Source organism: Streptomyces sp. NPDC057854 (assembly GCF_042797055.1).
GTDB lineage: Bacteria > Actinomycetota > Actinomycetes > Streptomycetales > Streptomycetaceae > Streptomyces.
Window position 1 is genome coordinate 42,318 of the sequence record NZ_JBHVMF010000017.1, and the last position, 11,550, is coordinate 53,867.

The 11,550-nt window shown below is 73.5% G+C and carries 10 protein-coding genes; 5 read left to right on the forward strand and 5 right to left on the reverse strand.

Going from position 1 to position 11,550, the window contains the following annotated elements:
* Positions 1–77: 77 nt before the first annotated feature.
* Both ACFVQZ_RS23760 and ACFVQZ_RS23765 read right to left on the reverse strand, forming a co-directional pair.
* Positions 78–1,019: a hypothetical protein gene (locus ACFVQZ_RS23760; protein ID WP_383625762.1), complete on the reverse strand. Its 942-nt coding sequence runs from the start codon at positions 1,017–1,019 to the stop codon at positions 78–80.
* A gap of 79 nt (positions 1,020–1,098) precedes the next feature.
* Positions 1,099–2,739, reverse strand: a complete 1,641-nt coding sequence (locus ACFVQZ_RS23765; protein WP_383625765.1) for a protein kinase — start codon at positions 2,737–2,739, stop codon at positions 1,099–1,101.
* Positions 2,740–3,031: 292 nt separating this feature from the next.
* On the opposite strand from ACFVQZ_RS23765, the gene ACFVQZ_RS23770 reads away from it, so the two are divergent.
* Positions 3,032–4,753: a serine/threonine-protein kinase gene (locus ACFVQZ_RS23770; protein WP_030498647.1), complete on the forward strand. Its 1,722-nt coding sequence runs from the start codon at positions 3,032–3,034 to the stop codon at positions 4,751–4,753.
* Between the two features lie 7 nt (positions 4,754–4,760).
* Here ACFVQZ_RS23770 and ACFVQZ_RS23775 read toward each other — a convergent pair whose 3' ends face one another.
* The 3 genes from ACFVQZ_RS23775 to ACFVQZ_RS23785 all read right to left on the reverse strand — a co-directional run bounded on the left by ACFVQZ_RS23775 (position 4,761) and on the right by ACFVQZ_RS23785 (position 6,982).
* Positions 4,761–5,777: a phosphotransferase gene (locus ACFVQZ_RS23775; protein ID WP_030498648.1), complete on the reverse strand. Its 1,017-nt coding sequence runs from the start codon at positions 5,775–5,777 to the stop codon at positions 4,761–4,763.
* Positions 5,778–5,792: 15 nt separating this feature from the next.
* The gene (locus ACFVQZ_RS23780) at positions 5,793–6,224 is read right to left on the reverse strand and encodes a pyridoxamine 5'-phosphate oxidase family protein (protein WP_383625770.1); all 432 of its coding nucleotides are present in this window, start codon (positions 6,222–6,224) and stop codon (positions 5,793–5,795) included.
* Positions 6,225–6,322: 98 nt separating this feature from the next.
* A complete protein-coding gene (locus tag ACFVQZ_RS23785; protein ID WP_030498650.1) occupies positions 6,323–6,982 on the reverse strand; it encodes a response regulator transcription factor in 660 nt (219 codons plus the stop codon).
* 342 nt (positions 6,983–7,324) lie between these two features.
* On the opposite strand from ACFVQZ_RS23785, the gene pdhA reads away from it, so the two are divergent.
* The 4 genes from pdhA to ACFVQZ_RS23805 all read left to right on the forward strand — a co-directional run bounded on the left by pdhA (position 7,325) and on the right by ACFVQZ_RS23805 (position 11,487).
* Positions 7,325–8,509 carry a pyruvate dehydrogenase (acetyl-transferring) E1 component subunit alpha gene (gene pdhA / locus ACFVQZ_RS23790; RefSeq protein ID WP_383625774.1) on the forward strand — a complete coding sequence of 395 codons (1,185 nt, stop codon included), beginning with the start codon at positions 7,325–7,327 and terminating at the stop codon, positions 8,507–8,509.
* A gap of 2 nt (positions 8,510–8,511) precedes the next feature.
* The gene (locus ACFVQZ_RS23795) at positions 8,512–9,492 is read left to right on the forward strand and encodes an alpha-ketoacid dehydrogenase subunit beta (RefSeq protein ID WP_030498652.1); all 981 of its coding nucleotides are present in this window, start codon (positions 8,512–8,514) and stop codon (positions 9,490–9,492) included.
* Between the two features lie 13 nt (positions 9,493–9,505).
* On the forward strand, positions 9,506–10,915 hold the full coding sequence (locus tag ACFVQZ_RS23800; protein WP_383625777.1) for a dihydrolipoamide acetyltransferase family protein: 1,410 nt from the start codon (positions 9,506–9,508) through the stop codon (positions 10,913–10,915).
* A 101-nt stretch (positions 10,916–11,016) separates the two neighbouring features.
* Entirely contained in the window at positions 11,017–11,487 is a 471-nt protein-coding gene (locus ACFVQZ_RS23805) for a hypothetical protein (RefSeq protein WP_383625779.1), read from the forward strand.
* The last annotated feature ends 63 nt before the right edge of the window (positions 11,488–11,550 follow it).

Sequence of the window (11,550 nt, forward strand, 5' to 3'; positions counted from 1 at the left end):
AGTCGAGGGCGGCAACCGTCGCGAGAGGGACCCGGAAGGTCCGCCTCAGGGGGGACCCGGCGGGGGTGGCACGGGGGTCAGCGGCGGCGCAGCCGGAGGCCGAGGAAGCCGAGCCCGAGGCCCATGAGGGTGAGCCCGATGCCGAGGGTGAGCAGGGGAACGTCCTGGTCGGAGACGGTGGCGTCGTTCCGGACGGTGAGCCGGGGGGAGTCGGCGGGGCGGGTCGCGCGGGCCGTCGCCGGGTGGGTGCCGGCCTCCCCCTCGGGTACCGCGGCGTCCTCCTCGGGGAGGTGGCCCTCGGGGGATTCTGTAGCGGTTCTGTCACGTGCGGGGGTGGCGCCGGCGTCCTCGGTGGCGGTCGGTTCGGCCGGTTCGGGCCGCCCGGGCCGGACGCGTCCTTCCCCGGCGGGCCGGCCGGCGAGCGAGGGCGAGCCGGTCGGCGCGGGGGCGTCGCTGGTGGGGGCGGCGGCGGGCTTCCCGGGCCGGGGCGCGCGGGAGCCGCCGGGGCCGCCCGAGGGGGTGGGCGCCGTGGACGGCTTGGACGCGGTGGGGGCGCCGGGGGCGCGGGTCGCGGGGGAGGACGGGGTGGCGGGCGTGGTGGTGCCGGGGCCGGTGGCCGTGCCGGTGGACGCGGTGGGGCGGCCGGTGGTGGTGGCGGCCGGAGGGGTGGCCGTGCCCGTGCCCGTGCCGCCGGGCGGGGTGGTGGCGGGGACGGCCGTGGTGGGGGCGGTGGTGCGGGCGGCGGCGGGGCCGTGCGCGGGGCCGCCGGTGGGGCCGTGCGCGGGGGCGGCGGCGCGCCCGGCGGGGGGTGCGGAGGGGCCGGCGAGGGCCGCGCCGGAGAACCCGTACAGGGTGAAGGCGCAGGCCAGCGCGGGGGCGACGGCGCTCCTCCGGAGCCCCTGGAGCCGTACGAGACCATGCGGGCCGCAGGTGCCGTGGAGTCCCCGGAGTCGTCGCGCGCGGCGGTGCCGTCCGCCGCCGCTGCCGCGTCTGCCGGTCCCGCCGCGTGTGGGAGTCACCGGGAATCCCTCCCCTGCCGTGCCGCCGAGGTGTCCGACTCAGCGTCACATAACGGGACGGGCCCGGCATCCGGGGCGGTTACTTCGGGGGATTCCCGGTGGAGATCTCCAGGGTGAACTCGGCGTCCTCGGCCTTGATGTCCGTGCCGGCCGGCGGGTACTGGGTGAGGATCGTGTCCTCGCCGTACGTGTTCTCGTCCACCGGCGTCTGCTTCTTGATCTTCCAGCCGGCGGCGTGCAGGCAGTCCTTCACCGAGGTGAGGTTCTTGTACGTGAAGTCGGGCACCTCGAACTTCTCGGGGTCGTCGCTCGACTCCCGCGGCTCGGTGCACTCCTTCGTCTCGATGGTCTTCGACAGGTCCGGGCCCTTGTGGCCGGGGCCCTCCGTCTGGACCTGGCCGCCGGCCGTGGCGCCGCCGGTGCCGGTGGCGCCGGTGGTCCCGCCGTCCCCGTCGTCCTTCATGTTGAGCGCGACGATCACACCGCCGACCGCGATCAGGGCGACCAGCACCGCGCCGACGATCACCGGCATGTTCCGGCGCGGCGCGGCGGCCTGGGCCGGGGTGTGCGCGGGCGTGTAGGCGGCGGGCTGCGGGGTCGGGTAGCCGGGCGCGGGCGTGGGCGCCTGCTGCGGGTAGCCGTACGCGGGGTTGGGCGCGGGCGCCGGCGTCGGCGGGCCGTACGGGCCGGGCTGCGGGGTGTGCGCCGGGTACGGCTGCTGCACCTGCGCGGAGGGGTGGGGCGGCGGGGTCTGGCCGACCGGCGGGAAGACGGCCGAGCCGACGCCGGAGCCGCTGTTCACCGGCCCGCCGGCGACGATCACGGGGGCGGCGGACTGGCCGGCCGACAGCACCCGCAGGCACTCGTCGCGCATCGCCGCGGCGCTCGGGAAGCGCTCGTTGGGGTTCTTCCGCAGGGCGCGGGCCACCAGGGCGTCCATCGCGGGCGTCACCGAGCGGTTCACGGAGGACGGGGCGACCGGCTCCTCCTGCACGTGCGCGTAGGCGATGGCCAGCGGGGAGTCCGCGTCGAACGGCAGCCGGCCCGTCAGCAGCTGGAACAGCATGATGCCGACCGAATAAAGGTCGGAGCGGGCGTCCACCGCCCGGCCCAGGGCCTGCTCGGGGGAGAGGTACTGCGGGGTGCCGACCACCATGCCGGTCTGCGTCATCGACGTCACGCCCGACTGCATGGCGCGCGCGATGCCGAAGTCCATGACCTTCACGACGCCGCGCTTGGTCATCATCACGTTGCCGGGCTTGATGTCGCGGTGCACCAGGCCCATCTCGTGGCTGACCTCCAGCGCGGCGAGCACGTCCGCCGTCACCTTCAGCGCCTTGTCGGCGGGCATCGCCCCGTACTGGCGGACGTCGGCGGCGAGCACCGAGCCGAGCGGCTGCCCCTCCACGTACTCCATGACGATGTACGGCATGAGACCGCCGTCGAGGGTGTCCTCGCCGGTGTCGAAGACCGAGACGATGTTGGTGTGCGAGAGCTTCGCCACGGCCTGCGCCTCGCGGCGGAACCGCTCGCGGAAGGACGCCTCGCGGCCCAGCTCGGTGTGGAGCGTCTTGATGGCGACCTGGCGGTCCAGCGCGCTGTCGTACGCCAGGTAGACCGAGGCCATGCCGCCCTCGCCGAGGAGGTCGCGCAGCTGGTAGCGGCCGTTCGCGACCGAACCGCCCGCGTAGCGGCCGCCCTGAGCGCCGTCGTGGCTCATCTCTGCTGTCCCCCTGCGCCCCGCGGCGTCGGTCCGTCGTCTGTGGCCGGACCTTCGTATCCCGCCGATTTTCTGCGCCAAGTCTGCCCCAGGCCCCTGACACGTCAAGCCGGGTGCCCGTTCCGTGACCCTCCGTACCGCCGGAGCCGGGCGGCGGCCGGGCGAAACCCGCGGAATTTGCACAGGCGTACGCGAGAAGGGTTGGATGGCCGGTCATCGCGAACCGTGATGTCGCACGAAGCCTGTAGCGTGACGACTGACCCACGGCACGGACAGACGACGGCGAGGACTCATGGAACCCGGATCCGACGCAGGTGGCGGTGTGCCCGGCGCTGCCGCGGAGTCATGGGGAGTCGGCGGCATCGTCGGCGACGGCCGCTACCGTCTGACGCACCGTCTGGGCCGCGGCGGCATGGCCGAGGTCTTCGCCGCCGAGGACGTGCGGCTCGGCCGCACCGTGGCGGTGAAGCTGCTCCGCTCCGACCTCGCCGAGGACCCCGTCTCCAAGGCCCGCTTCACGCGCGAGGCCCAGTCGGTCGCCGGCCTCAACCACCACGCGATCGTGGCGGTGTACGACTCCGGCGAGGACCTGGTCGACGGCCGCCCGGTGCCGTACATCGTGATGGAGCTCGTCGAGGGCCGCACCATCCGCGACCTGCTGGTCAGCGCCGAGGCGCCCGGACCCGAGCAGGCGCTGGTGATCGTCTCCGGCGTGCTGGAGGCGCTGGCCTACTCCCACCAGCACGGCATCGTGCACCGCGACATCAAGCCGGCCAACGTGATCATCACGAACTCCGGCGCCGTGAAGGTCATGGACTTCGGCATCGCCCGCGCCCTGCACGGCGCGCAGGCCACGATGACGCAGACCGGCATGGTCATGGGCACGCCGCAGTACCTCTCCCCGGAGCAGGCGCTCGGCAAGGCCGTCGACCACCGCTCCGACCTGTACGCGACGGGCTGCCTGCTCTACGAGCTGCTGGCGCTGCGGCCCCCCTTCACCGGCGAGACGCCGCTGTCGGTGGTCTACCAGCACGTCCAGGACACCCCCGTCCCGCCGTCCGAGGTCCGCGGCTCGACGCCGCCGGAGCTGGACGGCCTGGTGATGCGCTCGCTCGCGAAGGAGCCGGACGACCGGTTCCAGAGCGCCGAGGAGATGCGCGGGCTGATCCAGTACAGCCTGGAGATGCTCCAGCAGCAGGGCAGCCACACCGGCACCTGGAACACCGGCCCGGTGACCGCGCACGACGGCGGCCACACGCCCGTCAACGGCATGGCCGCGACGACGGCCATGGGCCACCCGCCGCTCGGCGACACCGCGCAGGGCCGGATCGTCCCGCTGCCCAACCCCGACGACGGCGGCTACGGCGGCTACAACGGCTACGACGACGGCACCGGCGGCACGGGCGGCACCGGCGGCTACGGCCAGAACGGCGGCGGCTACGGCGGCCACGACGACCGGGGCCGGCGCAACCGGCGGATCCTGTTCGCGGCGCTCGCGCTCGTCGCGATCGTCGCCGGCGTCGTCTTCGCGGTGAACATGGCCGACGGCGGCACGAAGAAGAAGGACCCGGTCACGACGCCGACGACGGTGTCGCAGTCGCCGTCCACGGCCTCCGAGGAGCCCACCCCGTCCGAGGAGCCGTCCGAGGACCCGCACACCGAGCAGCCCAGCGACACGACCGGCGGCGGTGGCGGCAACGGCGGCGGCGGGAACACCACCCGGCAGCCGTGGAACCCGGACCCGACGACGGAACCGACCACCGACCCCACGACGGCCCCGCCGACCACCGAGCCGACGCCCAGCGACGAGCCGACCACGGACCCGACGGAGACCGGCGAGCCGTCCACCGAGCCGCCCGTCACCGAGCAGCCGACCGGCCAGCCCACGGGCGGCGACAGCGGCGGCGGCGACTCCGGCGGCCAGACCGAGCCGACCGGCGGCGGCAACGGCGACCCGAACACCCCGCCCGTCGACACCTCGGGCGGCGGCGACACCGGCGCGACCACCCCGTAGGGGCCGCTCAGGCGGAGAAGGCGTCGCGGACGGCGTCGTACTCCCGGGTCCACCACACGGCCAGGGCCGACACCGCGGGGAACTGCGGGTCGGCCCTGCGGTCGTGCAGCTGGTAGCGCCAGCGCAGCGTCCAGAAGTCGTTCAGCCGCTCCCACCACACCCGGTGCACCGCCGCCGCCAGCTCCGCGCCGTCGGCGCCCGCCGCCCGCCGGTACGCGCGCGCGTACGCCCGCACCTTCTCCAGGTCCAGCTCGCCCCCCGGCCGTACGAAGAAGATCGCGGCGGCCCGCACCGCCTCCTCCGCCCGCGGCCGGACCCCGAGGCGGTCCCAGTCGACGATCGCGGCCGGTTCCGCGCCCCGGTAGAGCACGTTCAGCGGGTGGAAGTCCCCGTGCACCCAGCCGGCCGTGGCGGGCGCCGGAGGGCGCCGGTGGGCGTGCTGGGCGATCAGCCGGCGGCGCTCCCGCAGCCGGTGCTCCGCGAGCGCGTCGAAGCCGCCGTACGGGCGGTGGGCGCGGGCCAGCCGGATCAGCTCGGCGATGTCCCGGAAGGTGTCCTCGGGGCGGGCGCTGTCGTGCCGGTCGCCGGCCGGCGGCGGCTCCATGACCCGGGCCAGCGTGGTGTGGACGCGGCCCAGGAGGGCGCCGAGGCGGCGCGAGCCCCCCGTGGTGAGCTGGGCGCCGTCCCGGTGCCGGCCCTCGACCCACGGGTGCAGGGCGTAGCAGCGCCCGCCGATGACGGCGACCGTGCGGCCCCGGCTGTCGGGGAGCGGCGGGGCCACCGGGAGGCCCAGGGCGTGCAGCCGCTGGGTGGCGCGGTGCTGGCGGGTGATGGTGGCGCGGTCGGCGGTGGAGGCGTCCAGGTGCTGCTTGAGGAAGTAGTGGCCGCGGGTGGTGGAGAGCCGGTAGCCGCGGTTGAGCAGGCCCTCGGTGACGGGGACGCAGGCCAGCGGCTCGCCGGCGTGCGGGTGGCGGCGCAGCAGGGCGCCGACCGGAGGAGCGGGGTGTTCAGATGAGCGCGGCACTCCGCAGATGTTAGATCACGCTGCGTGGTCGAGGTGTCGCGCTACGGAACCGGCGGCCGGGCCGTAGTCGATGCTGTGCACCGTCACGAACTGCGGTTCGATCCGCAGGTACACCGGGACGAACGGCTCGCCGTCGACGCTCCGCGGCTCCGGCCCGAACGCGTCCAGCTCCTCCGGCGTCGGCTCGACGATCTCGGCGGTCCCGGTGAACTGCACCGACCACAGGACGCCGGAGACCGGATCCAGGTCGTCCGCCCCGTAGGCGACGACGCTGCCGCTGCACGCCTGGTGGTAGCCGAGCCCTTCGTGCATGCGGATCACCACCCCGCCGTCCGAGACGATGTGCCGGGCGGGCGCGACGAAGGGCATCGCCCGCATGCTCGTGGCGACCCGGCCGTACGACGCACGGCCGAGCAGTTCGATGGCGCGCAGCTCCTCGGTGGACATGTCTCCACTCTCCGCCACCGGCACCCCGCCGGGAAAGGGGCGCCCGGCCCCCTCTGTCCGGGGACGTAGGTCCCTGGACACGGCGCCGGGCCCTCGGCTCAGTGCCGCTCGGCCTGCATCCGCGCCACATAGGCGGCGGCCTGCGAGCGGCGCTCCATGCCCAGCTTCGACAGCAGGCTGGACACGTAGTTCTTGATGGTCTTCTCCGCCAGGTGGAGGCGCTCGCCGATGGCCCGGTTGGTCAGGCCCTCGCCGATCAGGTCGAGGATCTTCCGCTCCTGCTCGGTGAGGTTCGCGAGCTTGTCGTCGCCCTTCGGGCTGTTCCCGTCGCGAAGCCGCTCCAGGACCCGCGCCGTCGCCACCGGGTCGAGCAGCGACTTGCCGGCCGCCACGTCCCGGACCGCGTTCAGCAGTTCGTTGCCGCGAATGGCCTTGAGGACATAACCCGAGGCCCCGGCCATGATCGCGTCGAAAAGCGCCTCGTCGTCCGCGTACGACGTGAGCATCAGGCACTTGATCGCGTCGTCCTGGGAACGGACCTCGCGGCACACCTCGACCCCGCTGCCGTCCGGCAGCCGCACGTCGAGCACCGCCACGTCGGGGCGGGTCGCGGGAATTCTGACCAGGGCGTCCGCCGCCGTCCCCGCCTCGCCCACCACCTCGATGTCGTCCTCCACGGAAAGCAGCTCGTGGACGCCGCGCCGGACGACTTCGTGGTCATCCAGCAGAAATACCCGGATTTTTCCTTCTTCGCGCACGGAGTCAGTCTCACATATTGGCTCTTCCGGTGCCCGGGGTGCGCGGGTTACGGTGCCGGATGTTCCGACGACGGCGTCGGGCCGCTGCTCATGGCGCTGACCTGGGCGACTTCCCGCTTTTCTCGATTTACTTGGAAATCCAAGCAAAATCGCAGGTCAAGTGGGGTTTCGCAGGAATGCCGCGCTATGGGTAACGTGCCTTGTGACGGCGCTCGCCGGGACACCTGTCACGCCGACCCCGGCCGCGTCGCACCCACCCCGTGCGCAGGGTACGGATAAGGCGGAGAGCCGCACTGGCCTTACCGGCGAACCCGGGGGCCGGACCGACGGAGGAGCACGCACGTGACCGTGGAGAGCACTGCCGCGCGCAAGACGACGCGACGCAGCAGCGGCGCCAAGCGCACCACAGGCGCCGGCGCCGGCGCCAAGAAGGCCGCCCAGGCCGCCCCGGCCGGGGAGCCCGAGCTCGTTCAGCTGCTGACGCCCCAGGGCGAGCGCGTCCAGCACCCCGACTACGACATCGACCTGAGCGCCGAGGAGCTGCGCGGCCTCTACCGCGACATGGTCCTCACCCGCCGCTTCGACGCCGAGGCGACCGCCCTGCAGCGCCAGGGCGAGCTGGGCCTGTGGGCCTCGCTCCTCGGCCAGGAGGCGGCCCAGATCGGCTCCGGCCGGGCCCTGCGGGACGACGACTACGTCTTCCCGACCTACCGGGAGCACGGCGTGGCCTGGTGCCGCGGCGTCGACCCCACCAACCTGCTCGGCATGTTCCGCGGCGTGAACAACGGCGGGTGGGACCCCAGCAGCAACAACTTCCACCTGTACACGATCGTCCTCGGCTCGCAGACCCTGCACGCCACCGGCTACGCCATGGGCGTCGCCAAGGACGGCGCGGACTCCGCCGTGCTCGCGTACTTCGGCGACGGCGCCTCCAGCCAGGGCGACGTCAACGAGTCGTTCGTCTTCTCCGCGGTCTACAACGCCCCGGTCGTGTTCTTCTGCCAGAACAACCAGTGGGCGATCTCCGAGCCCATCGAGAAGCAGACCCGCGTCCCGCTCTACCAGCGCGCCCGCGGCTTCGGCTTCCCCGGCGTCCGCGTCGACGGCAACGACGTCCTCGCCTGCCTGGCCGTCACCCGGTCGGCGCTGGAGCGCGCCCGCCGCGGCGAAGGCCCCACCCTGATCGAGGCGTTCACCTACCGGATGGCCGCCCACACCACCTCCGACGACCCGACCCGCTACCGCCGCGACGCGGAGCGCGAGGCGTGGGAGGCGAAGGACCCGATCCTGCGCCTGCGCGCGTACCTGGAGAACGAGGGTCACGCCGACGCGGCCTTCTTCGAGGAGCTGGAGACCGAGAGCGAGGCCCTCGGCAAGCACGTCCGCGAGGTCGTCCGCGCCATGCCCGTCCCGGACCACATGGCGATGTTCGACCACACCTACGCGGACGGTCACGCGCTCGTCGACGAGGAGCGCGCCCAGTTCGCCGCCTACCAGGCGTCCTTCGCGGACGGAGAGGCCGAGTAATCATGGCTGTGCAGAAGCTTCCCCTCGCGAAGGCGCTCAACGAGTCCCTGCGCAAGGCCCTGGAGACCGACCCGAAGGTCGTCGTCATGGGCCTCGACGTCGGCAAGCTCGGCGGTGTCTTCCGCATCACCGACGGCCTCCAGAAGGACTTCGGCGAGGACCGGGTGGTCGACACCCCGCTCGCCGAGTCCGGCATCGTCGGCACCGCGATCGGCCTCGCCCTGCGCGGCTACCGCCCGGTCGTGGAGATCCAGTTCGACGGCTTCGTCTTCCCCGCGTACGACCAGATCGTCACCCAGCTGGCGAAGATGCGGGCCCGTTCGCTCGGCACCGTGAAGATGCCGGTCGTCATCCGCATCCCGTACGGCGGCGGCATCGGCGCCGTCGAGCACCACTCCGAGTCCCCCGAGTCGCTGTTCGCGCACGTCGCGGGCCTCAAGGTGGTCACCCCGGCGAACTCCTCCGACGCCTACTGGATGCTCCAGCAGGCCATCCAGAGCGACGACCCGGTCATCTTCTTCGAGCCCAAGCGCCGCTACTGGGACAAGGGCGAGCTCGACACCGAGGCCATCCCCGGCGAGCTCCACAAGGCCCGGGTCGCCCGCGAGGGCACCGACCTCACCCTCGTCGCCTACGGCCCGATGGTGAAGACCTGCCTGGAGGCGGCGGCCGTCGCCGCCGAGGAGGGCAAGTCGGTCGAGGTCGTGGACCTGCGCTCGATCTCCCCGCTCGACTTCGACACCATCCAGGCGTCGGTCGAGAAGACCCGCCGGCTGGTCGTCGTCCACGAGGCGCCGGTGTTCTTCGGCTCCGGCGCGGAGATCGCCGCCCGGATCACCGAGCGCTGCTTCTACCACCTGGAAGCCCCCGTCCTGCGGGTCGGCGGCTACCACGCGCCGTACCCGCCGGCGCGCCTGGAGGAGGAGTACCTGCCGGGCCTGGACCGCGTGCTCGACGCCGTCGACCGCTCGCTGGCGTACTGAGGAGAGCACGACCATGACGATCCGCGAATTCAAGATGCCCGACGTGGGCGAGGGCCTCACCGAGGCCGAGATCCTCAAGTGGTACGTCCAGCCCGGTGACACCGTCACCGACGGGCAGGTCGTCTGCGAGGTCGAGACGGCCAAGGCCGCCGTGGAGCTGCCGATCCCGTTCGACGGCACCGTCCACGAGCTGGTCTTCCCCGAGGGCACCACGGTCGACGTCGGCCAGGTCATCATCTCGGTGAACGTCGGCGGCGGCGTGCCCGCCGAGGCCCCGGCCCAGGCCGCTCCGGTGCCCGCCGAGGCCCCGGCCGCCCCGGCGCCCGTCCAGGAGCCGGTCGCCGAGGCCGAGGCCGACGAGCCGCAGGGCCGCCAGCCGGTCCTCGTCGGCTACGGCGTGGCCGCGGGCTCCACCAAGCGCCGCGCCCGCAAGACCGCGCCCGCCGCGCCCGTCGCGGTGGTCCCCGAGCAGCTGAACGGGCACGGCGCCGTCACCGGCGCGCCCAAGCCGCTGGCCAAGCCGCCGGTGCGCAAGCTCGCCAAGGACCTCGGCGTGGACCTGGCGGCGGTCGTGCCGACCGGCCCGGACGGGATCATCACCCGCGACGACGTGCACCGCGCCGCCGCCCCGGTCGCCCCCGAGGCGCCGGCGCAGACCCCGCAGGCCCCGGCTCCGGCCGCCGTCCCGGCGCAGGCGCCCGCCGCCGTCGCCGCGGGCGACGCGCGGGAGACCCGCGTCCCCATCAAGGGCGTCCGCAAGGCGACCGCGGCGGCGATGGTCGGCTCGGCCTTCACCGCCCCGCATGTCACCGAGTTCGTGACCTTCGACATCACGCGCACGATGAAGCTGGTCGAGGAGCTCAAGTCCGACAAGGACATGGCGGGCCTGCGGGTCAACCCGCTGCTCCTCATCGCGAAGGCCGTGCTGGTCGCGGTCAAGCGCAACCCGGAGATCAACGCGGCCTGGGACGAGGCGGCGCAGGAGATCGTCCTCAAGCACTACGTGAACCTGGGCATCGCCGCGGCCACCCCGCGCGGTCTGATCGTGCCGAACATCAAGGACGCGCACGCCCAGACCCTGCCCGAGCTCTCGAAGTCCCTGAGCGAGCTGGTCGCCACCGCCCGCGAGGGCAGGACCACCCCGGCGGCGATGCAGGGCGGCACCCTGACCATCACCAACGTCGGCGTCTTCGGCGTCGACACCGGTACGCCGATCCTCAACCCCGGCGAGTCCGCGATCCTCGCGGTCGGTGCGATCAAGCTCCAGCCGTGGGTCCACAAGGGCAAGGTGAAGCCGCGTCAGGTCACCACCCTGGCGCTCTCCTTCGACCACCGCCTGGTCGACGGCGAGCTCGGCTCCAAGTTCCTGGCCGACGTGGCCGCGATCCTGGAACAGCCGAAGCGCCTCATCACCTGGGCGTAACGGCCCGAACAGCCCGAACAGCCCCAACAGTTCGATCGGGGCGTTTCACGTGAAACATCCGGTGGTGGCGTCCGTCCACCACCGGATGTTCTGCTAGGCGCATGGATCTTCGTCTCGAACCCCCGGACGGCGCCGGGCCCGTGCGGCTCGGCATGGACCTCGACGCGGCCGTGGCGGCCGTCGGCGAGTGGGGGGAGCCCCGGGTGCGCGTGCGGCCCGGGACGCGGCGGGGCACCGTCTCCGCGACCTGCGGCGGGATCGGCGTCGAGGTGCTGCTGGAGGAGGACGACCGGGTCACGGCCGTCGAGCTCTGGTGGCCGGGCGAGGGGCGGACGAGCACCGCGCGGGTGCTGCTCGACGGGCGGGACGTGTTCGCGACGCCCGCCGACGACCTCCTCGCCGGGCTCGACGCGCGGGACGCCGACGGCGAGGACCCGTACGTCCCGGGGCTGTCGCTCGGGTTCACGCGGCGGACCTCGCAGGAGGTGCCGCGCCGGCCCGACGGGCTGCCCGTCCACGTCACCTCCGTCCTCGTCGGCGGCGCGGGCTACTACGACTTCCGGCTGCGCTGAACGGGCGGTAAGGAGTCCAGGATGCGGACGCGACTGTCAGACGCATCCCTGATGTATCTATGC